Here is a 22,873-nt window from a genome sequence, read left to right as displayed (position 1 = left end):
AACCGGCCGACCGGCTCCGGCGGCACGCGTGCGCGCCGCCGGAGCACGGGGGGTCCGGCGGTGCGCACCCGCTCAGGACGTGATCGGCGGGGCGGCCCGGCCCAGCGGCGGCCCGATCGCCCGCAGCGATCCGGGTGTGCGCCCCTCGCCCCAGCCGATGTGGCGCCGGTAGCTGCCGAGCAGCCCCCGGCTCACCAGTCCCGCTTCGTCCCGTACGGCCGGATCATCCGGAAGGGGGCGGGTCAGCGGGGCCACGAACAGCGCGTCCACCGGGCAGTTCGCCTCGCACAGGAAGCAGGTCTGGCAGTCCTCCTGCCGCGCGAGCAGCGGAATCCCCTCGGGCCCCCGTTCGAAGACATCCGTCGGGCACACCTCCACACACTTGTCGCAGGCTATGCAGCGCCCCGCCGAGACGAGTTCGATCACGCCGCCACCCCCGTCCTCGCCGCGGGCCTGGTCCACACCCGGTCCAGGCCTCCGACCAGGATCCGGTGGTGCTGAGCCGGGTCCTGCTCCGGGTGGTCGAGGCGCTTGGCCATCCCCCGGGTCTCGGACCGGGCGAGGGCGGCCGCGTACATCCAGCGCGCGTGCGCCGTCATCGCCGCCGCCTGCCGGGCCCTGACCAGGTCGGCCCCCTCGCCGTGCAGGCCCGCGCGCAGCTGCGACCACGCCGTGTCGAGGGTGCGCAGGGAAGCCGCCAGGACGTCGCCGCGGCGGAGGTAGTTCTTGTCGTAGGGGAGCGCCTCCCGCTGTACGAGTGCCACGGCCTCGCGGTGTTCCGGTCCGGCGGCCGCTCTCCCCGTCGGGCGCAGGCCCGCACCGCCGGCGCCGGTGACGGGGCGGTCCGCGGCCCGGCCGGAGCGTGGGGACAGGGCGTGTCCGGCGGCGCCCCGGCCCGCCCAGCTGCCCGAGGAGATGGCCCAGGCGGCGTTGTGGCTGCCGCCTCCGGTGAAGCCTCCGCAGATCTCCTCGCGGGTGGCCGCGTCACCGGCGGCGTACAGCCCGGGGACGCCGGTGGCGCAGTCGTCGCCGGTGATCCGGATGCCGCCGGTGCCGCGGACCGTGCCCTCGGCGAGCAGGGTGACGGCGAACCGGTCGGCGAACGGGTCGATGCCGAGCCGGTCGAAGGTGAGGAAGAAGTTGGGCTGCGCGAGGCGCATCGCGGCCCGGGCTCCTTCGTCGGCGCGGTCGATGCGCGCGTACACCCTGGCGCCGGTGAGGAGTTCGCGGGCGATCACCGAGCGGCCGCCCTGGCTCGCCGCGCCCTCCAGGACGTCGCCGTCCTCGCGGTAGAAGGTGGCGAAGGAGTAGAAGGCGGTCTTGGTGACGGAGGTGCCCTCGGGGGCGATCCCGTAGGCGTTGGAGAACTCCATCCCGGAGAGCTCCGCCCCGGCCTCGGCGGCGAAGAGCGCGCCGTCGCCGGTGTTGGTGTTGGTGCCGAGGGCTCCGCTGAGGAAGGCGCAGCCGCCGGTGGCGAGGACCACGGCGCCGGCCCGGACCCGGTAGGACTCGCGGAGCTGACGGCGGTACCCGGCGGCGCCCGCGACGGCCCCGTCGGCGTCGGTGAGCAGCTCGGTGACGGGGCTGTGGTCGAGGACGCGGACCCCGGCCCGGCGGATCCGGATGCGCATCCGCCGCATGTACTCGGGGCCCTGCAGGCCGCCGCGCAGGGGCTGCCCGTCGGGGCCGGTGGGGAACGGGTAACGGCCGTGCGTGGCCAGCTCGTTCATCCGGTCGTAGGTCTCGTCGAGGACCCGGGCCATCCAGCGGCGGTCGGCCAGGTACCCGCCGAGGCCCTCCCGGGAGGCCATGGCGGCCTCCCGGGCGGCGGGTTCGGGCGGGACGTACCAGACGCCGGTGCCGCCCGCGGCCGTGGCGCCGCTCGTTCCGCAGTAGCCCTTGTCGGCGAGGACGACCCGGGCCCCCGCCTCGGCGGCCTTGAGGGCGGCCCAGGTGGCGGCCGGTCCGCCGCCGACGACGAGGACGTCGGTGGCGTGGTCGGTCATGAACGCTCCCGCGCGTACCGGTTGACGGGGCGGGCCAGGCCGTAGTTCTCGCGGAGGGTGGCGCCGGTGTACTCGGTGCGGAAGAGCCCGCGGCGCTGGAGGATCGGTACGACGTGGTCGACGAAGGCGGTCAGGCCCGTGGGCAGGACCGGCGCCATGATGTTGAAGCCGTCGGCGGCGCCTTGCGTGAACCACTCCTGGAGCTGGTCGGCGATCTGCTCGGGGGTACCGGCGAAGACGCGGTGGCCGCGGCCGGCGCCGAGGCGGGCGATCAGCTCGCGCAGGGTCAGGCCGTCGCGCCGGGCGAGCTCGGCGACGAGGGTGAAGCGGCTCTTGTTGCCGTTGACGTCCCGCTCCTCGGGCAGGTCCGGGAGCGGACCGTCCAGCGGCAGGCCGGTGAGGTCCACGTTCAGCATCCCGGAGAGCTGGGCGAGGCCGTACTCCGGCACCTGGAGGTCGGTGAGCTGCTGCTCCAGGGCCTTCGCCTCGGCCTCGGTGGATCCGATGACGGGGGCGATGCCGGGCAGGACGAGGAGGTCGCTCTCGGCGCGGCCGTACTTGGCGAGGCGGGACTTGAGGTCCTTGTAGAAGGTCTGGCCGTCGGCGAGGGTCTGCTGGGCGGTGAAGACGGCCTCGGCGTACCGGGCCGCGAACTCCTTGCCGTCCTCGGAGGAACCGGCCTGCACGAGCAGCGGGTGGCCCTGGGGGGAGCGCGGGACGTTGAGCGGTCCGGCGACGCCGAAGTACTCGCCGCGGTGGGCGGCGGGGTGCAGCTTGTCGGTGTCGGCGTAGATGCCGCGCTCCTTGTCGAGGACGATCGCGTCGTCCTCCCAGCTGTCCCAGAGCTTGGTGGCGACGTCGAGGAACTCGCGGGCGCGCTCGTAGCGGAGGTGGTGCTCCAGGTGCTCGTCGCGGTTGAAGTTGCGGGCCTCGTCGACGGTGCCGGAGGTGACGATGTTCCAGCCGGCCCGGCCGCCGCTGATGTGGTCGAGGGAGGCGAACTTGCGGGCCAGGTTGTAGGGCTCGTTGAACGTGGTGGAGACGGTGGCGATGAGCCCGATGTGCTCGGTGACGGCGGCGATGGCGGAGAGCAGGGTGAGCGGCTCGAATCCGCCGAGGGCGTTGTGGCGGGCCTTGCCCCACAGGGCGACCCCGTCGGCGAAGAAGATGGAGTCGAGCAGCCCGCGTTCGGCGGTGCGGGCCAGGTCCTGGAAGTACCTCAGGTCGGTGATCAGCTCGGGCCGGCTGTCGGGGTGGCGCCAGGCGGCGTCGTGGTGACCGGCGTTCATCAGGAAGGCGTTGAGGTGGAGGGTGCGGTTCGCGGTCATGGCTGTTCCTCGGGATCGGGGGTGGTGCGGTGGGGACGCCGCGCGCGGGTCAGGCGGGGACGCGCCAGGTGCTCAGGCGGCGTTCGATCGTGACCAGCAGCTGGTTGAAGGCCACGCCGACGGCGGAGATGGTGATGATGCCCGCGTACATCTGCGGGATCGCGAAGTTGTACTGCGAGGCGTTGATCAGATAGCCGAGGCCCGCCTTGGCGCCGATCATCTCGGCCGCCACCAGGACGAGGATGGAGACCGCGCCGGCCAGCCGGATGCCGGTGAAGATGGCCGGTACGGAGGACGGCAGGATCACCTTCTGGAAGAGCCTCGGGGTGGACAGGTCCATCGAGCGGGCCAGTCTGACCAGGGTGGGGTCGGCGTTGCCCACCGCGCTGATGGTGTTCAGCAGGACCGGCCAGAGGCAGGCGTAGACGACGATCGAGACCTTCGAGGTCTCGCCGATGCCGAGGAGCAGGACGAAGACCGGCAGCAGGGCGAGTGCGGCGGTGTTGCGGAACACCTCCAGCAGCGGGCCGAGCAGCGCGGCGACCGGCCGGTACCAGCCGATGAGCAGGCCGAGCGGGACCGCGATGACGACGGCGATGCCGAAGCCGCCGAAGGAGCGGGCGAGGCTGGCCCGGGTGTGCTGGCCGAGCTGGCCGTTGCCCAGGAGGTCCCACCAGGCCGTGGCGACCTCGCTGACCGGCGGCAGGAAGGTGGCGTCGACGAGGCCGAGGCGGGGGGCCGTCTCCCAGAGGGCGAGCAGGGCGACGAGGGCCGCCGACCGCAGGGCGGCGGCGCGCAGCAGGCGGCCGAGCGCGCCGGCGGCCTTGCGGACGGAGGACGGGACACGGCCGGTGCCCTTCGGCGCCGCCGAGGTATCCGGTCCGGTGACGGGAACCACAGGGGCGGCGGGGTCCGCCGGGACCGCGGAATCCGCCGGAGCCTCAGGGGCGTCCACGGCTGCGGAACCCGCCAGGACCGCGGGAGCATCCGGGGCGGCAGGAGCCACGAGGGCGTCCGAGGCGCCAGGAACCGCGAAAGACACGGGGGCCGCAGGAGCATCCGGGGCCGCCGGGGCGGCGGAAGCCTCCGGAGCCACAGGAGCGTCGGGGGCGCCAGGAGTGGCGGAAGCCGCCAGGGCCGCAGGAGCCGCCCCAGGCTCCGCCGGAACGACGGAAGCCGCCGGGGCCTCCGGGGCGGCGAGGGCCGCCAGGGTCGCGGAAGCCGCAGGAGCCGTAGGAGCGGCTGACGCCGCCGGGGCCGCGGTAGCCGTGGGGGTCGCAGTGGCTCGGCCGGCGCGGCGCAGCCGGCGCGCCAGCAGGGACGGGACACCGGGGCGGGTCCCGCGGGGCTTCGGGTCGGCGGGTGCGGGGGCCGCGGGCGCCGGGTCCTCCCGTAGCGCCTCCTGCCCGGCCGGTGCATCGGCGGGCGTGGTGATGTCGGTGGTCATACGGTGGCCTCCTCCTTCTCCAGTTGCTGGGCGCGGGCCACCTCGTCGTGGAGCAGGGTCCAGATCTCGTGGCGATAGCGGGCGAACTCGGGGCTGGAACGCAGGTCCTCCCCCTGGAAACCGGCGCCGCGGGTGCCGAAGGTGACCGGGACGATCTCCTTGACGCGACCCGGGCGCGAGGTCATGACGGCCACCTTCTGACCGAGGTAGACCGCCTCCTCGATGCCGTGGGTGATGAAGACGACGGTCTTGCCGGTGCGCTGCCAGATGCGCCGCAGCTCGTCCTGGAGGGACTCGCGGGTCTGCGCGTCGAGGGCGGCGAACGGCTCGTCCATCAGCAGCACGTCCGGGTCGTACGCCAGCGAGCGGGCGATGGCGACGCGCTGGCGCATACCGCCGGAGAGTTCGTGCGGGTGCCGGTCCTCGAAGCCGGTGAGGCCGACGAGGTCCAGGAACTCCCGTGCCCTCGCCTCGCGTTCACGGCGCGGGACGCCGGTCGCCTCCAGGCCGAACTCGACGTTGCCGAGCGCCGTCCGCCAGGGCAGCAGGGCGTACTGCTGGAAGACGATCCCCCGGTCCAGGCCCGGCCCGGTGATCGGCTTCCCGTCGAGCAGGATCCGCCCGGACGACGGCCGGGTCAGCCCGCCGAGCAGGTCCAGGAGGGTGGACTTGCCGCAGCCGCTGGGGCCCACGACCACCACGAACTCCCCCGCCTCGATCTCCAGGTCGATGCCGTCGAGCGCGGTGAACCGCTCCTTGTTCTTCTTTCCCTTGGCCGGGAAGGTCTTGGTCACGTCCTCGAACACGATCTTCGCCATGCCGGGTCAGCCCTTCCCGAAGCCGTTGAACTCGTTCGTGTAGAGGTCGGCGGCCTTGAGCTGCCCCTGCTTGATCTCGCCGCGCTCGCCGAGCCAGTCGAGCCAGAGCTGGAACTCCTTGTCCTCGATCCGGCCGCCCGTCTCGGCGACGCCGTACGAGCGCCAGTACTGGAGGGTGGCGGTGTCCTCGTTGCGGCCGCGCTTCTTTACGATCTCGGTCTGCCGGGCGATGACCTCCTCGCGCGGGGTGGTACGGGCCCACTCGATGGCCTTGGCCACGCCCGTCACGAAGGTCCGTACGGTGTCCGGGTTCTCCTTGATGAACCGCTCGGTCATGATGTAGGAGCCTGCGCTGAACTTGCCGAGCAGGTCGAAGTCGCTGAACAGCGGTCTGATCCCGCCGCCGGCCACGGCCTTGTCGCGCAGGATCCCGCCCAGCACGCCCACGTCGATCTGCTTCTGGCGCAGCACCTGGTCGGTGTTGACGGGCGGCACGACGAGGGACTCGACCTTGGACGAGTCGGCCTTGGCAAGGCCGTTGCGGCTCAGGTAGATGTCGAGGACGGCCTGGGAGTGGGCGCCCAGGGTGTTCATGCCGACCTTCTTGCCGAGGAGGTCGCGGGCGGAGCGGATCGGGCTGTCCTCCAGGACGTAGTAGCCGCTGTAGGAGTACTCGTCGACGCCGTAGTAGGAGATGACGGCCTTGATCGGGGCCTTGCTGGAGGCGAGCTTGACGATCGCGCCGTTGAAGGCGCCGCCGAAGTGGGTCTGGCCGGTGGCGGCGGACTGGATGTCCTGCGGGCCGCTGATGGTGTTGCCGACCCACTCCAGCGTGAGGTCGCCCAGGTATCCGAGGTCGGCGGCGAGTTCGGGGAGCGTGACGGCGCCGACCGAGCCCTGGTACTTCAGGGTCTTGACCTGGGCGCCGGAACCGCCGCTGCGCGCGGTGGCCGTGCCGCAGCTCACCGCGGCCGCCGAGATGCCGAGCAGGGCGAGGAACTGGCGTCGGGAGGTGGTGGTCGAGGTGAAGGCTGCGGGCATGACGGTTCCTTGTCGGTGCGGGTCGCGTGGTGGCGGCGGTGTTACGGGGTGGTCGTGAGGGCGGCGGCGGTGACGGCGGCGGCGGGCGCGGAGCGAAGCGCCGCGGCGAACTCGTCGACGGCCTGGTAGAGGTCCAGTTCGGCCTCGGGCCGCAACCGGTCGGGGCCCGCTCCGCGCTCGACGGAGGAGTCCAGGACGAACCGGCCGGCGGTGACGTGCCGGGCGCCGAGGGCGGCGAGCACGGGGCGCAGGGCGTAGTCGATGGTCAGGACGTGGGCGAGGCTGCCGCCGGTGGCCAGCGGCAGGACCGTCTTGCCGTCGAGGCCGTCCTGCGGGAGCAGGTCGAGGAAGGCCTTGAGCAGTCCGGTGTACGAGGCCTTGTAGACCGGGGTCGCGATGACCAGGCCGTCCGCCTCGGCGACGGCTTCGAGCGCCCGGCGGATCTCGGGCTCGCCGCGGCGGGCGGCGAGGAGGTCGGCGGCGGGGAGCTCGCGCACGGACAGGTGCGCGGTCTCGAAGCCGGAGTGGGACAGGCGGCGCAGGACGTGGTCGGCGACGACGGCGGTACGGGAGTGGGCGGAGGGGCTGCCGGTGATGGCGAGCAGGTGGGGCACGGGGGCGCTCCTTGGTGTCGTCAGGCGGAGGTGGCGGCTGCGGTGGGGGCGGAGTCTGCGGTGGAGGCGCCCGAGGCGATGCCGAAGGAGGGGTCGGGGACGGCCTCCGGGCTGATCAGGCGGGAGGGCTCGCCGTCGGGGCCGACCGGGACGTCGCCGTCGACGGTGACGCGGCGCAGGGTGCGCTCGTGGTCGTCGGAGTCGTCCACGCCGTAGTGCTGGGTGGCGCGGTTGTCCCAGATGGCGACGTCGCCGGCCCGCCACTGCCAGCGGACGGTGTTCTCGGGGCTCTCGATGTGCGCCTGGAAGAGGTCCTGGAGGACGCGGGAGTCACGGCCGGTGAGGCCGTTGATCCGCTGGACGAAGTTGCCGAGGAGCAGGGCGCGTTCGCCGGTCTCGGGGTGGACGCGGACCACCGGGTGCTCGGTGAGGAACTTGGTGGAGGTGAACACCTCGCGGTACTGGGCCAGGGCCTCGGGCAGGGCGTCGGGCTTGAGGGCGGCGTAGTCGTACTCGTTGGAGTGGACGGCGCGCAGGCTGTCGGCGAGAGCGCGCAGCGGCTCGGGGAGGTTGCTGTAGGCGGTGGCCGTGTTGGCCCAGAGGGTGTTCCCGCCGTACGGGGGGATGGTGACGGCGCGGAGGATGGAGAAGGCGGGGTAGGCGGGGACGAAGGTGACGTCGGTGTGCCACTGGTTGGCGCGGGCGCCGTGGTGGGAGTCGATGCCGAGGGCGTAACGGCCGTCCGCGGAGGGGACGGTGGGGTGCGCGACGGGTGCGCCGAGCAGCTGGGCGAAGGCCTCGTGACCGGCCTCGTCGAGGTGGTCCTGGCCGCGGAAGAAGACGACCTTGTGGGCGAGGAGGGCGGCCCGGATCTCGGCGACGGTGCCGTCGGGCAGGTCGCCGCCGAGCTTCACGCCGCCGATCTCGGCACCGATGCGGCCGCCGATCCTGGTGACGGTGGTGGCGGTGGTGGCAGTGGTGGCAGTGGCCATGAGGACTCCCTGGTGTGGGCCGCGGGGGTTATTTCCGCAGCGGAAGAAATAGCGTTGCGGGTGCGCCGGGCGCTGCGCTGCGCCGAGCGGTGCGGGTGCGGGTGCGGTGACGCGTACGGGTGCACTGTGGTGCGGGTGCGAGGTGGTGCGGAGCCGGCCGCCCGGGGCCGCGGAGGTCCCCCGGGCGGCCCCGGCCCTCGCACGGGGCGTCCCGGTGGTGCACCACCCCTGGAGGTGCACCACCGGACGGGAGCGGGGTCGGGCGGGCGTGGCCCGGAGGGACCCTGCGAGGCGACCCCACAGGGGGCGCCGACGCGGGCCGGGACCGGGTGGGCCGGTCAGGCGGGGCGCCGGCTCGGCGGCGTCAGGCGCGGCCGGGGGCCGGACAGCGGCCCGGACACGCGCCCGGCTCGGTACAGAGGCCGGTGGTGTGGAGCCGCGGGGCGAGGAGTGCGTTCGCGGACATGCCTCGGAGCGTGTCAGCGGCCCCGGCCGGGGTCAACCCCCGTCCGCGGCCGCCGAACGCCCCCCTCGGCGGTCCCCTTTCCTGCCCCGCAAACCCCCTGCGACCTGCGTTTTCCCCCGCGCCTCGACCCGCGCACCGCCCCGCCCCGGCGGCCGAAAAGCGTGGCCGGATTTCATGGCCCCGCAATGCGGCCGCCACGCGTTCGCCGGGATCCGCGCCCGCTCTCCGCCCAGGGGGCCTGGACCGGCGCGTGCCCGAAGGTCCCGGCCGCCGGGCGGGGCCGGCTCGGCCTCGGCCGCGGCCTCGGCCGCGGCCGCGACGTGTGGAGCGTCCTGCGCCTGCGGCGCGCCGACTTCGGCGACCGCCGGCGCAGGCCCGCACCCGCCGGGGCATGTCCGAGGCCTCGACCGCCGGCGGGGTCCGGCAGGCGCGCACGCTCGCCGCCCCGTCCCGTACCGCGGCTCCGCCCCGACGTCCCATCACTCGTCTCGCCGATCAGGCCGGAGCCCGGCGCCACCCGGCCCCGTCCGGCCCCGGAAGGGACGGCCGGGCTTCGCGGGCACGCCCCAGGAGCCGAGTCGCCCCGCCGGGCCCCACGCAGGGGACCCGGCATGATCGGGGGGACACACCCCAGAACACCCCCTCACCCCCCACCCCCCGAGGAGACCGCGTGACGCGTATGGCCGGTGACAGCCGGGCCGCCGCCAATGCCGCCACCGTGCTGCGGACGGTGCTCGACCACGGCCCGGTCGCGCGCAGCGCGATCGCCCCGCTGTGCGGGCTGAGTCCCGCCGCCGTGTCCCGGCAGACCACCGGGCTGCTCCGCGGCGGGCTGCTGCGCGAGCTGCCCGGGCCCGGCGGCGGGGTGGGACGCCCGCGGATCCCGCTGGACCTGCACACCGGGGCCGTCGGCGGGCCGGTCGCCGCCGGGCTGCACATCGGGGTGCCGCATTCGACCTTCAGCCTCGTCGACCTCCGGGGGCAGCTGCTCGCCCGGCGGTCCTTCTCCCACGAGGGGCTCCCGACGGACGGGCTGTCCGCCGCGATCGCCTCCGAGCTCGGCCGCTTCCTCGACGCGTACGACTCCGGGCGGCCGCTCCTCGGTGTCGGCGCGGCCCTGGGCGGATGGATCGGCCCGGACGAGGGGACCGTCGTACGGCACCCCGCGCTGGGCTGGAGCCGCAAGCCGCTCGCCGCCGAGCTGTCGGCCGCGCTCGGGCTGCCGGTGTGGGTCGACAACCACGCCCGGGCCGTCGCGCGGGCCGAGATCCTCTTCGGCCGGCCCGAGGCCCGCCGGAGCCTGGTGCACCTGTTCATCGGCCGGGTCGTCGACGCCGCCTTCGGGATCGAGGGGACCGTGCACCAGGGTCCGGGCGCGGCGGCCGGGGACGTGGCGCATCTGCCGGTGCCGCGCTCGCAGGTCCCGTGCACGTGCGGGCGTACCGGCTGCCTGGAGGCGACCGCGTCCGACACCGCGCTCGGCGCCGAGGCCGTGCGGCGGGGCATCGTGCCGGACCCTTCGGTGAACCTGCTGGTGGACGCGGCCGCCGCCGGCGATCCGCGCGCCGACCGGCTGCTGCGCGAGCGCGCCCGCGCGGTGGGCCGCGCGGCGGCTCTTCTGTTGGATGTCTTCAATCCGGCGGTCATGGTCGTGACCGAGCTGGCGAGCGTCCTCGACGAGGGATATCTGCAGGAGATCCGGGTCGCCGCGATGGAGCTCTCGCACGTCTGCGACGATCCCGAGCGGATCGTGGTGCCGCACGCGGGTCCCGCCGTACTTCCGGAGGCCGCGGCAACCGTGCTGCTCAGCCGGGTGTTCCAGGACCCCTTCGGCAGGGCCCGAGAGGGCGAGATCACACCCATCGGTATGGTGCCACCTGAGCGCGCTCCCCTACATTCGAGCCATGACGGTCCTGCCTGACGACGGGCTCTCCCTGGCCGCCGAGTTCCCTGACGCGACGCATGAGCAGTGGCAGCGCCTTGTAGAAGGCGTACTGCGCAAGTCGGGCAAGGAAGTCTCCGGCGAGGCCGCAGAAGACGCGTTGTCCACCCCAATCGAGGACGGGCTCACCACGCGCCCGCTGTACACCGCGCCGCCCGACGGGGCGGCTCCCGACACCGGTTTCCCCGGCTTCGCCCCGTTCGTCCGCGGGGGCAGGCCGGAAGGCACCACCGCGAACGGCTGGGACGTGCGCCAGCGCCTCGCGGGCACCGATCCGGTACGCGTGAACGAGGCGGCCCTGGCCGATCTGGAGAACGGGGTCACCTCCCTCTGGCTCACCGTGGGCCGGGGCGGTCTCCCCGTCGAGGGCCTCGCCCGGGCGCTGGACGGGGTCTACCTGGACCTCGCCCCCGTCACCCTGGACGCCGGAGCCCAATACGCCGAGGCCGCGCGCGCGTTGCTGCGTCTGTTCACCGAGAGCGCGGTGGCCCCCGAGGCCGCTCGGGCCTCGCTGGGCGCCGACCCCCTGGGCCACGAGGCCCGCACGGGTGAGGCCCTGGACGTGGCCGACGCCGCCCTGCTGGCCCGGGAGGCCGCCGCCGGCTGGCCCGGGGTGCGCGCCCTGACCGTGGACGCGCTGCCGTACCACGAGGCCGGCGGCAGCGCCGCCGAGGAGCTGGGCCTGTCCCTGGCCACCGGTGTCGCCTACCTGCGCGCCCTCACCGAGGCCGGGCTGAGCACCGAAGCGGCGCTCGGACAGCTGGAGTTCCGCTACGCCGCCACCGCGGACCAGTTCCTGACCATCGCCAAGCTGCGCGCCGCGCGCCGGCTGTGGGCCCGTATCGCCGAGGCCTCGGGGGCCCCGGAGGCGGGTGCCCAGCTCCAGCACGCGGTGACCTCGCCGGTGATGATGACCCGCCGCGACCCCTGGGTGAACATGCTGCGCACCACCGTGGCCTGCATGGCCGCGGGTGTGGGCGGCGCGGACGCCGTGACCGTGCTCCCCTTCGACAACGAGCTCGGCCTGCCGGACGCCTTCGCGCGCCGGATCTCCCGCAACACCTCCACCATCCTGCTGGAGGAGTCGCACCTGGCCCGGGTGATCGACCCGGCCGGCGGCTCGTACTACGTGGAGCGCCTCACCGACGAACTCGCCCACGCCGCCTGGGAGTTCTTCCAGACCGTGGAGAAGGCCGGCGGCCAGGCCGCCGCCCTGCGCTCCGGGCTGGTCGCCGAGCGGCTCGCCGCCACCTGGGCCGCGCGCTCCAAGAAGCTGGCCAGGCGCCGCGAGCCGATCACCGGCGTCAGCGAGTTCCCGCTGCTCTCGGAGAAGCCGGTCGTCCGCGAGCCCGCGCCCGCGGCCCCCACGGGCGGGCTGCCGCGCGTACGGCGCGACGAGGCGTACGAGGCCCTGCGCGCCCGCAGCGACGCGCACCTGGCGGCGACGGGCGCCCGGCCGAGGATCTTCCTCGCCGCACTGGGCCCCGCGGCCGCGCACACGGCGCGCGCCACCTTCGCCTCGAACCTGTTCCAGGCGGGCGGCATCGAACCGGTGCACGATCCGGTGTCGGTGGATCCGGCGACGGCCGCCGAGGCCTACGCCGCGAGCGGCGCCGACGGCATGGCCGTGCTCTGCTCCAGCGACGCGCTGTACGAGGAGCAGGCCGCGGCGGTGTCCGAGGCGCTGCGCGCGGCGGGCGCCACGACCGTCTTCCTCGCCGGCAAGCCGGGCACCGCTGAGGCTTCCGTGGACGAGTACGTCTTCGCCGGCTGTGACGCCGTCGCCGTGCTGTCCTCCGTACTCGACCGGATGGGAGTGCCCGCATGAGCATCCCCGATTTCTCCGAGCTGGCGCTCGACCCCACCGCCGCCTCCGGGGTCTCCGAGGAGCAGTGGCGCTCCGCGGTGAAGGAGTCCACCGGCACCGCGGCCGCCGACCTGCTGTGGGAGACGCCCGAGGGCATCGGCGTCAAGCCGCTGTACACCGGGCGGGACCTGGAGGGCCTGGACTTCCTGCGGACGTACCCGGGCGTGGCCCCGTACCTGCGCGGCCCGTACCCGACGATGTACGTGAACCAGCCCTGGACGATCCGGCAGTACGCCGGCTTCTCCACGGCCGAGGAGTCGAACGCCTTCTACCGGCGCAATCTGGCGTCCGGCCAGAAGGGCCTGTCGGTGGCCTTCGACCTGCCGACGCACCGCGGCTACGACAGCGACCACCCGCGCGTGACCGGCGACGTCGGCATGGCGGGCGTGGCGATCGACTCGATCTACGACATGCGCCAGCTGTTCGACGGGATCCCGCTGGACAAGATGTCGGTGTCGATGACGATGAACGGCGCGGTGCTGCCGGTCCTCGCGCTCTACATCGTGGCGGCGGAGGAGCAGGGCGTCTCCCCCGACAAGCTCGCCGGGACCATCCAGAACGACATCCTCAAGGAGTTCATGGTCCGCAACACCTACATCTACCCGCCCAAGCCCTCGATGCGGATCATCTCCGACATCTTCGCGTTCACCTCGCAGAAGATGCCGCGGTACAACTCGATCTCCATCTCCGGCTACCACATCCAGGAGGCCGGCGCCACGGCCGACCTGGAGCTGGCGTACACCCTCGCCGACGGCGTGGAGTACCTGCGGGCTGGGCAGGCCGTCGGGCTGGACGTGGACGCGTTCGCGCCGCGCCTGTCGTTCTTCTGGGCGATCGGCATGAACTTCTTCATGGAGGTCGCGAAGCTGCGCGCGGCCCGGCTGCTGTGGGCGCGCCTGGTCAAGCAGTTCGACCCGAAGAACGCCAAGTCGCTGTCGCTGCGCACGCATTCGCAGACCTCGGGCTGGTCGCTGACCGCGCAGGACGTCTTCAACAACGTGACGCGCACCTGCATCGAGGCGATGGCGGCGACCCAGGGCCACACCCAGTCGCTGCACACCAACGCGCTGGACGAGGCCCTCGCGCTGCCGACGGACTTCTCGGCGCGCATCGCCCGCAACACCCAGCTGCTGCTGCAGCAGGAGTCGGGGACCTGCCGGTCGATCGACCCGTGGGGCGGCAGCGCGTACGTCGAGAAGCTGACGTACGACCTGGCCCGCCGTGCCTGGCAGCACATCGAGGAGGTCGAGGCGGCCGGCGGCATGGCGCAGGCCATCGACGCGGGCATCCCGAAGCTGCGCGTGGAGGAGGCCGCGGCGCGCACGCAGGCGCGGATCGACTCGGGCCGGCAGCCGGTGATCGGCGTCAACAAGTACCGCGTGGAGAACGACGAGGCGATCGACGTCCTCAAGGTCGACAACTCCTCCGTGCGCTCGCAGCAGATCGCCAAGCTGCGGCGGCTGCGCGAGGAGCGCGACGAGGCGGTCACGCAGGACACCCTGCGGGCGCTGACGAACGCGGCCGAGCGCGGCGACGGCAACCTGCTGGCCCTGGCGGTCGACGCGGCGCGCGCCAAGGCCACCGTCGGTGAGATCTCGGACGCACTGGAGAAGGTGTACGGGCGGCACGCGAGCCAGATCCGTACGATCTCGGGTGTGTACCGCACCGAGGCAGGCGAGTCCCCGTCCGTGGAGCGCACCCGTGCGCTCGTCGACCGGTTCGAGGAGGCGGAGGGCCGCCGTCCGCGCATCCTGGTCGCCAAGATGGGCCAGGACGGGCACGACCGCGGCCAGAAGGTGATCGCGACCGCCTTCGCCGACCTGGGCTTCGACGTGGACGTCGGCCCGCTGTTCCAGACCCCGGCGGAGGTGGCCCGCCAGGCCGTCGAGGCGGACGTCCATGTGGTGGGCGTGTCGTCGCTGGCGGCCGGCCACCTGACCCTCGTACCGGCGCTGCGCGAGCAGCTGGCGGAGGAGGGCCGCGAGGACATCATGATCGTCGTGGGCGGGGTGATCCCGCCGGCCGATGTCCCGACGCTGCTGGAGATGGGCGCGACGGCGGTCTTCCCGCCGGGCACGGTGATCCCGGAGGCGGCCCACGACCTGGTGACGCGGCTGGCCGCGGACCTGGGCCACGAGCTGTAGGCGGCCGCCGGTGCCGAAGATCGACATCGAGGCCTACGCGAAGGGGGTGCTCGACGGGAAGCGCGCGTTCGTCGCGCGTGCGATCACCCTCGTCGAGTCCACCCTGCCGGCTCACCGGGTGCTGGCGCAGGGCCTGTTGACGGAGCTGCTGCCGCACGCGGGCCGGGCCCGCCGGATCGGCATCAGCGGTGTGCCGGGGGTGGGCAAGTCCACCTTCATCGACGCGTTCGGCACGATGCTGACGGGGCTGGGCCACCGGGTGGCGGTGCTCGCGGTGGACCCCTCGTCGACGCGCACGGGCGGCTCCATCCTGGGTGACAAGACCCGGATGGAGCGGCTGTCGGTGGATCCGGCGGCGTTCGTCCGCCCGTCCCCGTCGGCGGGCACGCTGGGCGGGGTCGCCAAGGCCACCCGCGAGTCGATGATCGTGATGGAGGCGGCGGGCTACGACGTGGTCCTCGTCGAGACGGTCGGCGTGGGCCAGTCGGAGACCACGGTGGCGGGGATGGTCGACTCCTTCCTCCTCCTGTCCCTGGCCCGTACGGGCGACCAGCTGCAGGGCATCAAGAAGGGTGTCCTGGAGCTGGCGGACGTCCTGGCGGTGAACAAGGCGGACGGCCCGCACGAGCGGGACGCGAAGGCCGCGGCGCGGGAACTGTCGGGCGCGCTGCGGCTGATGCACCCGGTGGACGCGGCCTGGACGCCGCCGGTCCTGACGTGCAGCGCGCGGGAGTCGACCGGGCTGGACGAGGTGTGGAGCCGGCTGGAGCAGCACCGGACCCTGCTGGACGCGGGGGGGCGGCTGGCGGCGAAGCGGGCGGCGCAGCAGGTGGAGTGGACCTGGTCGATGGTCCGCGACGCACTGCTGGAACGCCTGCGGGCGGATCCCGTCGTGCGGGAGCTCGCACCGGAGCTGGAGGCCTCGGTCCGGGCGGGCTCCGTCACCCCGACCTCCGCGGCGGACCGCATCCTGGCGGCCTTCGGGAACCCGGGGATCTGACGGCGGGGCGGCGCCCGGCGGGCGCCGCCCGGTCAGTCGTATCGCAGCCACACCGACGGCGGCAGCAGCTCGGCGCCGCTGAGGGTGCCGGTACCGGCGAAGATGCGGACCGCCTGGAGTTCGGGCAGTTCCGCGAGCGGCGCGATGTCGAGATCGCGCTTCGAGGTCATGTCGAAGAGGATCAGCTTCTGCAGCCGGGGAAACGCTACGGGCAGTCGGTGGATCGCCGACTGCATGGCCTCCTCCTCATCTCCGAGAAGGGTCAGACCGGTGACGCAGGTCAGCCTCGCGTCCGCCGGAAGGGTCGCGAACGAGCTGGTGGACACCTTGAGGTGGGCGAGGGCGTTCAGTGCTCGGACCTCCTGCCAGTCGGCTGCCGAGGCAGGAGTGGACGCCCCTGTGAGTACGAGAGTCGTCAGCCCGGGGAACCCGCCGAGGCCTTCGAGCCCGTGGGGGGAATTCATCTCGCAGCACACGACCAGCTCGCGCAGGGGGGCACGGGCGGGCAGGACCTGTGCGGACCAGCTCGTGCTGTTTTCCCCGTGGATGCTGAAGGATGTCAGTTGCCCGAGCTGTGCCACCGGACTCAGGTCGAGGTCCGGCCCGGCACTCTCGATGTCCAGTCTCCTGACCGGCAGGCCGCCGAGCCCGGAGATGTCCGTCAGCTCCGGGCAGCCTTTGATCTCGACGGACTCCAGGGCGGACTGTCCTCGCAGGAAGTCCAGATCCGACACCCGGTCGTGCGTGATCGCGAGGTCCGTCAGACCGTGCCGCCGCACGTAGTGGGACAGTGCGTCGAGGGACACACGGTGCCTGACGTCCAAGCGGTGCGGCGGGGAGTCCAGCCGGGCCAGCTCGCGCAGTTGGGCATCGGAGCTGACGATGTAGAGGAGACCGGTCGGATCCAGGTGTGCGATCACCTCCTCGGCATAGGTCCCGCATTCGAAGCGCGACCAGGCCGACAGGAGCGCTGAACGGACCCGGAGCCGGGGGTGCGTGGCGAACCGCGCGAGGAAGGGCATCGCGGCGTCCGATTTCACGTGCGAGGCCGCGACCACCACCTGGTACGCGCTCTCGTGGTCGAGCCCCTCGGGACCCGGTAGAAGGCCAAGCACCAGCCGGCCGACCTCCGCGAGGGCGCATGCCTGGGTCCAGTCCGAAGGCGGGACGAGGGCGGCGGTGCGTTCCTCCACGGCCGCGCGGGTGCCGGGGTCGATGCTGCTGGTGTCCTCCAGACAGGCGGCGGCGAGCAGGTGGAGCCGGGCCCGGGCGCGCTTGTCGGTGGAGGCGTCTCCCCGCTCGAGGAGGTCGCGCAGCAGTGTGACGCGCTCGGCGGGACGGGCGAGGGCGACCGCCATCCGGATGACGTCCTCCCACTGGTCGTCGTCGGCGTGGGAGATGAGCATGCCGAAGTCGCCCTCCTCCGCCGCGGCCCGCGCGGCGAGGAAGTCCTGGAAGGTGCGGTGGATGAAGTCCACCGTGCCGGGCGCCGGTTGCCGCAGGAGTCCGCTGCGCCGGAGGAGGTACGCGAAGACCTCGGGAGCTCCGCCCAGGGCGGCCGCCTCCGGGACCGAGGGCAGCGCCCTGGCGACGACGTCCTCGGCACGGGAACGGTCCACAGCGGTCCGGCCGTTCTTGGCGAGCCAGTACGCGATCCTTTGCAACAGGTCGAGTTGGGGCTCCTCCGGCAGATCCGGGCCCTTCAGGTCCCGCTCCCGGTCGCGGCGGCCCAGCAGCATGGAGAGCGCCGCCTCGTAGAGGTCCTTGCGACCGTGCGGGAGGTAGCCGCGCCGGTCCCTGTGCAGGGCGCAGAGCAGTCCGCACATCAGGGGGGTGGTGGCCAGGCGGCCGAGGTCCGGTCTGGTCCGCACCGCATCGAGCAGCTGGGACTCGTACGTACGGAGGTCCGCGTCCTCCTCGCCGCCGTCGCGCGCCGCGGCGTACCACCGCTGGATGAAGGTGGCGATGTCCGAAGGAGTCATGGTGGACAGCGTCAGTTCGGTGAAGTCCTCCTCCGCGAGCCACTGCGCCCCCACGGCGGAGGGGCGCGAGGTCACGAGCCACCGGTTGTCGCCGTCGTAGGTGTCCATCAGATCCCGCAGCCAGCCGCGGGTGCGCTCCCGTTCCGCGTCGGGGATCTCGTCGATGCCGTCGACGAGGACGAGACCGCGACCCGCCATGAGGACGCGGTGGGCCCAGCCGTCGGGCTGGGAGGACCCGAGCGGACAGCCCACGGCGGTCAGGAAGTCGCGGGGGGCGGGCAGCCGCTCGCCGTGGCGGGTCAGGGTGCGCAGCGGCAGGACGAAGGGGATGCGGTCGTAGAGGTACTCCATCTGCGGGGAGAGGTTCCGGCAGGCGGCGGTGACGGCCAGCCACTGCACCAGGGTGGTCTTGCCGGTACCGGCTTCCCCGCGCAGGAGGACGCGGTGGCTGCCGGCCAGGGCCTGATCCGCGGGCAGGGCGTGCCGGGGGTCTGCGGCGAGCCACTGCAGGAGTGCGGTCCGTCCGGAGCGGGCGCCGCCGCGCAGCAGGACGCGGGAGCCGCCCGCCAGGGCCTGATCGGCGGGCAGGTGAGCGGCGGCCGGGCTGCGCTCGTTCAGCCACCGGCGCCACGTCACCGGCGTCGCCTCCAGGCTCAGGTACGCCGCGTCCAGCGGCCACCGCGTGGGCGAGCTGCTGAGGTCGATCCCGTAGATGGTCAGCTTGCCGTGCTTCTTCTCCACGTACGGGAGGTACAGCTGCTCGAACGCGGCGTCCTCGGCGCCCGGCAGCGGGTCGCGGCGGATCAGTTCGTCGACCTTGGCCGTCAGTTCGGCGATCCCGCGGGTCTGCTCCACCAGGGCGTGGGCCACGAACGTCGAGCGCTGCGTGAAGAACTGCAGGATGTGCAGGCAGGCCGCGTCGACCAGCCGCTCGTAGAAGTACGTGGCGTCGGTGGTGAGTTCCCGCTCGGGGCGGCCGCCGACGGCGCGCAGTTCCCGGGCGAACGCCGCGGAGCCGAGGCGTACGGCGTCCAGGTCGGTCATCGTCAGCTCGCCGAGGCCCCGCAGGGTCTGCGCGAGGGCGTCGGTGACCGCCTGCTGCTCGTCCGCGGCGATCGGGCGCTCGCCGGTGCGCAGGGCCTGTGCCACCAGCTTGGCGGCCAGCGTCTGGAGGTCTGCTTCCGTGAGCGAGCGTTTCTCGCCCGTGAAGGACACGTGGCCCGAGATGCGGATCGGTCGGTCGACGAGGCCGGCCCCGCCGCCCTCGGTGACGAACAGCCTCCTGACGAGGGGCGCCATGGCCGCCGAGGCCAGCCGGATCCCGATCGTCCCGGGCTCCATGCAACCCCCCGCAGCGTAGCGACCGTTACCCGGATCGTAGCGGCCGCACACGCTGCTCCGGAGGGTTACGCCCCGACGAGCACCGAGCCGGGCGCGCCCAGCGCCTCGCGCAGGATGCGGGCCTGCTCGACCTTGTTGTCCGTGGCCAGCAGCGCGGCCAGGACCGCGATGCGGGCCTGTCCGGCGCGCAGGGTGCCGGTCGGGACGGCTCCGGCGGCCACGAGGTCCACCGCGCCGCCGTGGGTGTAGATCTCGGTGACCGGTCCGGCCATGACGCGGGTGGTCAGCGCGACCAGGACCCCGCGGCCGACGGCGGCCCGGACGGCATCCACGATCTCCGGAGTCGCGTTGCCCGCGCCGGTCCCGACGAGGACGATGCCGCGCGCACCGGCCTCGACGGCGGCGTTCAGCAGGACCGCGTCGCCGTTGGCGTGGTGCACCACCACGTCCACGCGCGGCGGGAGCTCCGGCATCGCGGGCAGCGGGAGCGGCGCCGGGCGCTGCGGGGCGCGCAGGATGGTGACCTTGCCGAAGCCGATCTTCCCGAAGAGTTCCTTCGAGGGGTCGGCGAACGCGTCCAGCTCCACGGCCTGGGTCTTCACGGTGCCGCGGGCGGCGTGCACCCGCCCGGCGAAGGCGATCAGCACGCCGAGCCCGCGCGTGTTCGCGGCGGTGAGCAGGGCGTCGTAGAGGTTCCCCGGGCCGTCCCCGTCGGCGGTGCCCATGGGGCGCTGCGAACCGGTGAAGACCACGGAGCGCGGGTCGTGGTGGTGGAGGTCGAGGAGGAACGCCGACTCCTCCAGGGTGTCGGTGCCGTGCGTGACGACGATGCCGTCCACGCCGGGGTCGGCGAGCACCTCGTGCACCGTGCGGAGCAGGGTGAGCTGGTGTGCGGTGGTGAGTCGCGGGCTGTTCACGCTGAACAGGTCGACCAGTTCGACGGTGATGCCCTCGGGGAGTGGTGCGGTGGCGATCACCTCGTTCCCGTCGGCGTCCGCTGCGAAGCCGGAACCCTGCCAGCGGCTGGCTATCGTCCCGCCGGTGCTGATCACGACGATCCGTCCCATCGGCCGTGGCCGCCCTTCACTCGTGTCACTCGTGTCACTAGTACGTCACTCGTACATATGTACTCAAAGCAGCAATGATAGAGCGATCTACGCGCAATGTGATTGCGTATTCCCCCAGGCCCGTTCACAAACGCTGGGTGATAATTGCGTCATGGACGCCATTGACCGAGATATCTTGCGCGAGCTCCAGGCCGATGGCCGCCTGAGCAACCAGGAACTCGCCCAGCGCGTGGGATTGACCCCCTCCCCCTGCATGCGCCGGGTTCGCCAGCTGGAACAGGACGGGGTGATCCAGGGCTACCGCGCCGTGATCTCCCCCGAGGCCGTGGACCGCGGCTTCGAGGTGCTCGTCTCGGTCGAGGTGCGGCGCGACCGCGAGGCGGTCGAGGCCTTCGAGGCGGCCCTCCAGGACATCCCGGACGTCATCGAGGCCTACCGTCTCTTCGGCAGCCCCGGCTGCCTGCTGCGGATCGCCGTCGCCGACCTGCGGGCCTACGAGCGCCTGTGGATCGAGAAGCTGACGGCCCTCACCGGTATCACCGAGGTCAACTCGCAGATCATCATGAAGCGCATCAAGGAACCGAACGGCCTGCCCGTCGACTTCCGCTGACGCCCGTGAACGACAGGAAGCAGCACCACATGAAACCCCTCGGCGCCGGTGATCCGATCCGGCTCGGTCCGTACCGCGTGCTCGGCGTCCTCGGCGAAGGCGGCATGGGCAAGGTGTACTTCGGCCGGGAGGACGGCGGCCGCACCGCGGCCGTCAAGGTGCTGCTGCCCGAACTCGCGCACGACCCGCACCTCGTCCAGCGCTTCCTGCGCGAGGCCCACACCGCCCAGGCCGTCACCAGCGGCGGCGTCGCCCGCGTCCTGAACGCGCGGATCGACGACCACGACGGCCGGCCCTGGATCGCCACCGAGTTCCTGTCCGGACCCACCCTCGAGGACGCCGTGCGCCGGTACGGGCCGTTCGGCGCCGACGGCGTGCGCGCGCTCGCCGCCCCGCTCGCCGCCACCCTGCGGGACATCCACGCGGCCGGGCTGGTCCACCGCGACCTGAAGCCGGCCAACATCGTGCTCACCTCCGCGGGACCGCGCGTCATCGACTTCGGTATCGCGCGCCCCGAGCACGGGCTGACGCTCACCACCACGGGCCAGGTACCGGTCACCCCCGGGTACGGCGCCCCCGAGCAGGTGCTCGGCCGGCGCGTCGGCCCGGCCGCGGACGTCTTCTCCCTGGGCGCGGTCCTGGCGTACGCGGCCACCGGGCAGCGCACCTTCGACGGGACCCACGTGGCCGCCGTGCAGTACGAGGTCGTGCACGGCGAGCCGCGACTGGACTCCGTACCGCCCGAGTTGCGGCAGCTGATCGCGCCCTGCCTCGCCAAGGACCCCGCACACCGCCCGTCCCCCGGGGAAATAGCGGGCGCCTTCGCCCCGCCGCCGGGAACGGACCGGATCTGGCGCACCGGAGCCCTGGCCGAGGACATCGAGCGCCGGGGGGCCGAAGCCGACCGGCAGGCCACGGTCGTCGGGCAGGAGCCCGGGGGCGGCCCCTCCCGCAGGCGGCTGCTGCGCACCGCGCTGGCGGCGGGTGGAGTACTGGCCGCTTCCGGCGGGGCGGCGGGCGCCTGGTGGCTGCAGCGCGAGGAACCGCGCAAGATCCCCGCGGCCGGCCAGGCCAGGGACACCGAGCCGCTGTCGATCACCGTCGGGCAGCACGGAACGCCTCCGGGCGAGCTGTGGGGTCCGCTGCCCGTGGCGGCGGGACCGGTCGACGGCCAGGTCACCACCCCGCTGCCGATCCTCGACGTGGTCGTCTTCGCGGCCGCGGGCGGCGGCCTCGCGGCGCGTCTGACGACCTTCGGCACGGAGAAGTGGCGGCTGCCCGGCGTCCGGCCGGCCGCCGGACTCGTGGAGCTGCCCGGCCACCGGTTCGTGACCGCGGGCTCCGGCGGGGCGCTGCTCTGCTTCGAAGCCTCCACCAGCAGGCAGGAGTGGTCGGTGGCGGGCGCCGACACCGGCCGCATCCTGGCCGCGGACGCGTCGGCGGTCTACCTGGTGACGCGCGGCGGGCAGTTGCGGGCCGTGGACACCGCCGGGCGCAAGGTCCGCTGGACGGTCCCGCTTCCGCAGGCCGCCGTGGCGGCCCCGGGGCCGCGGGCCGCGGCCGGCACGGACCGGCTGGTGTTCTTCGGTGCCGACGGGGACGTCATCGCCGTCGACACCGCTTCCGGGACCACGGTCTGGCGGCTCGGCGGCCAGGCGAAGTCCGCGGTGCAGCCCCTCGTCGTGAACGACGTCGTCTACCTCGGTGGACGCAGCCTCTCGGCCCTGGACATCAGGACGGGGAAGCAGATCTGGGAGGAGATCAAGGCCACCGAGGCCCCGCAGCGGGGGGCCGGCGGCTGGGGCCCGGCGGTCGTCAAGAACGCCAGTGTGTTCGCCATGAACGGTACGGAGCTGACCGAGGTGAACATGAAGCTCGGCGGGCCGTTCCCGAGGGACCGCACCGCGCGGGGCCCGGTGCCGCACACTCCCCCGGTCGTGCAGGCCGGTACGGTCTGGGTCGTCCAGGGGGACGGGCAGGGCGTCTCGGCCCACTCCGTCGTCGCCGGCCGCCGGTTCTGGACCTGGTCGCCCGAATCGCGCGGCCCCTGGGGCATGTCCGGCGCCGGGAACCGCATCTTCCTCGTCAACGACGGGAAGCTCACGGCCATGCCCACCCTCGAGTGAGGCGCGCGCCCGGCCCGTTCCCCCGCACACCGCTCCCGCCCGGTTCAGCCGCCCCGGCGGGCACAGCTTAGGCTCGGGGCCG

16 protein-coding genes are annotated in these 22,873 nt (G+C 73.4%); 6 read left to right on the top strand and 10 right to left on the bottom strand.

What is annotated here, in order from left to right; translation table 11 throughout:
- Nucleotides 1-72: 72 nt before the first annotated feature.
- The 8 genes from JYK04_RS31490 to JYK04_RS31455 are packed head-to-tail and all read right to left on the bottom strand — an operon-like array spanning nt 73 to nt 8,246.
- A complete protein-coding gene (locus JYK04_RS31490; protein WP_189739106.1) occupies nt 73-426 on the bottom strand; it encodes a 4Fe-4S dicluster domain-containing protein in 354 nt (117 codons plus the stop codon).
- Nucleotides 423-2,006: an FAD-dependent oxidoreductase gene (locus JYK04_RS31485; protein WP_189739104.1), complete on the bottom strand. Its 1,584-nt coding sequence runs from the start codon at nt 2,004-2,006 to the stop codon at nt 423-425. The genes JYK04_RS31490 and JYK04_RS31485 overlap by 4 nt, the downstream gene beginning before the upstream one ends.
- The gene (locus JYK04_RS31480; protein WP_189739101.1) at nt 2,003-3,334 is read right to left on the bottom strand and encodes an LLM class flavin-dependent oxidoreductase; all 1,332 of its coding nucleotides are present in this window, start codon (nt 3,332-3,334) and stop codon (nt 2,003-2,005) included. Before JYK04_RS31480 ends, JYK04_RS31485 begins: the two co-directional genes overlap by 4 nt.
- A 49-nt stretch (nt 3,335-3,383) precedes the next feature.
- Nucleotides 3,384-4,781: an ABC transporter permease gene (locus tag JYK04_RS41505; protein ID WP_229875536.1), complete on the bottom strand. Its 1,398-nt coding sequence runs from the start codon at nt 4,779-4,781 to the stop codon at nt 3,384-3,386.
- Nucleotides 4,778-5,599 carry an ABC transporter ATP-binding protein gene (locus tag JYK04_RS31470; protein ID WP_189739099.1) on the bottom strand — a complete coding sequence of 274 codons (822 nt, stop codon included), beginning with the start codon at nt 5,597-5,599 and terminating at the stop codon, nt 4,778-4,780. Before JYK04_RS31470 ends, JYK04_RS41505 begins: the two co-directional genes overlap by 4 nt.
- Nucleotides 5,600-5,605: 6 nt before the next feature.
- Entirely contained in the window at nt 5,606-6,640 is a 1,035-nt protein-coding gene (locus tag JYK04_RS31465) for an ABC transporter substrate-binding protein (RefSeq protein ID WP_189739095.1), read from the bottom strand.
- Nucleotides 6,641-6,681: 41 nt separating this feature from the next.
- Nucleotides 6,682-7,254 (bottom strand): NADPH-dependent FMN reductase, encoded by a 573-nt coding sequence (ssuE, locus tag JYK04_RS31460; protein WP_189739092.1) that lies wholly within the window; start codon nt 7,252-7,254, stop codon nt 6,682-6,684.
- Nucleotides 7,255-7,274: 20 nt separating this feature from the next.
- Nucleotides 7,275-8,246, bottom strand: coding sequence for a TauD/TfdA dioxygenase family protein (locus JYK04_RS31455; RefSeq protein WP_189739090.1), 972 nt, complete (start codon nt 8,244-8,246; stop codon nt 7,275-7,277).
- Between the two features lie 1,145 nt (nt 8,247-9,391).
- Here JYK04_RS31455 and JYK04_RS31450 point away from each other — a divergent pair.
- Genes JYK04_RS31450 through meaB form a run of 4 tightly spaced genes read left to right on the top strand, consistent with a single transcriptional unit; the run spans nt 9,392 to nt 15,665 of the window.
- A complete protein-coding gene (locus tag JYK04_RS31450) occupies nt 9,392-10,633 on the top strand; it encodes an ROK family protein (protein ID WP_189739570.1) in 1,242 nt (413 codons plus the stop codon).
- The gene (locus JYK04_RS31445) at nt 10,617-12,482 is read left to right on the top strand and encodes a methylmalonyl-CoA mutase family protein (protein ID WP_189739087.1); all 1,866 of its coding nucleotides are present in this window, start codon (nt 10,617-10,619) and stop codon (nt 12,480-12,482) included. Before JYK04_RS31450 ends, JYK04_RS31445 begins: the two co-directional genes overlap by 17 nt.
- Complete coding sequence (gene scpA, locus JYK04_RS31440) at nt 12,479-14,665, top strand: methylmalonyl-CoA mutase (RefSeq protein WP_189739084.1); 2,187 nt, start codon at nt 12,479-12,481, stop codon at nt 14,663-14,665. Before JYK04_RS31445 ends, scpA begins: the two co-directional genes overlap by 4 nt.
- A 10-nt stretch (nt 14,666-14,675) precedes the next feature.
- The gene (meaB, locus tag JYK04_RS31435; protein ID WP_189739081.1) at nt 14,676-15,665 is read left to right on the top strand and encodes a methylmalonyl Co-A mutase-associated GTPase MeaB; all 990 of its coding nucleotides are present in this window, start codon (nt 14,676-14,678) and stop codon (nt 15,663-15,665) included.
- A gap of 32 nt (nt 15,666-15,697) precedes the next feature.
- Here the strand turns inward: meaB and JYK04_RS31430 are convergent, their stop codons facing one another.
- Both JYK04_RS31430 and JYK04_RS31425 read right to left on the bottom strand, forming a co-directional pair.
- Nucleotides 15,698-18,988, bottom strand: a complete 3,291-nt coding sequence (locus tag JYK04_RS31430; RefSeq protein WP_189739079.1) for an NACHT domain-containing protein — start codon at nt 18,986-18,988, stop codon at nt 15,698-15,700.
- A 65-nt stretch (nt 18,989-19,053) separates the two neighbouring features.
- Nucleotides 19,054-20,055 carry an asparaginase gene (locus tag JYK04_RS31425; protein ID WP_189739076.1) on the bottom strand — a complete coding sequence of 334 codons (1,002 nt, stop codon included), beginning with the start codon at nt 20,053-20,055 and terminating at the stop codon, nt 19,054-19,056.
- A 151-nt stretch (nt 20,056-20,206) separates the two neighbouring features.
- Between JYK04_RS31425 and JYK04_RS31420 the strand changes: the two genes are divergently transcribed.
- Nucleotides 20,207-20,665 carry an Lrp/AsnC family transcriptional regulator gene (locus JYK04_RS31420; RefSeq protein ID WP_189739073.1) on the top strand — a complete coding sequence of 153 codons (459 nt, stop codon included), beginning with the start codon at nt 20,207-20,209 and terminating at the stop codon, nt 20,663-20,665.
- Nucleotides 20,666-20,670: 5 nt separating this feature from the next.
- Nucleotides 20,671-22,791 (top strand): protein kinase domain-containing protein, encoded by a 2,121-nt coding sequence (locus JYK04_RS31415; protein WP_308431045.1) that lies wholly within the window; start codon nt 20,671-20,673, stop codon nt 22,789-22,791.
- The last annotated feature ends 82 nt before the right edge of the window (nt 22,792-22,873 follow it).

Source organism: Streptomyces nojiriensis, from assembly GCF_017639205.1.
GTDB lineage: Bacteria > Actinomycetota > Actinomycetes > Streptomycetales > Streptomycetaceae > Streptomyces > Streptomyces nojiriensis.
Note: the sequence above shows the minus strand (reverse complement) of the source record. Positions and strands in the feature narration are given on the sequence as shown.